This is a genomic window from Streptomyces lushanensis (genome assembly GCF_001700515.1).
GTDB lineage: Bacteria > Actinomycetota > Actinomycetes > Streptomycetales > Streptomycetaceae > Streptomyces > Streptomyces lushanensis.
Genome location: NZ_MAUD01000028.1, coordinates 1 through 391, shown reverse-complemented (window position 1 = coordinate 391; position 391 = coordinate 1).

The window sequence follows — 391 nt, the reverse complement described above, 5'->3', positions numbered from 1 at the left end:
GCCGGTCCAGGTCGCCTGGACGAGTGCGGCGCGTACGACTCTGGCCACGAGCTGCTCCTTCGGCGGGGCGGCGATAGCTCTACGCCCGTAGATGGGATGCGTAGGAGGAGAACGTAAGCCCCGTCCCACACTGGGGCAAGACCATCGTCGTTAACCCGCAGAGTCGATCACGTTTCACACCCGAGCGGTCGACATCGGGCGATCCGGGTCTGACCAGGCTCTTGACCGGCCGGTCAGGCGCCCGAGATCCCCGCCACTCTGAGGGCGTGGACGACATCGCGCTCACGGGACGCGGAGACCGCGCGGGCGGCGTCGACGATCTGCGGGACGAGCCGGTGCGGATCGGGCGCGACGACCAGCACGGCGTCCTCCGGGGCACGGGCCTGCACGA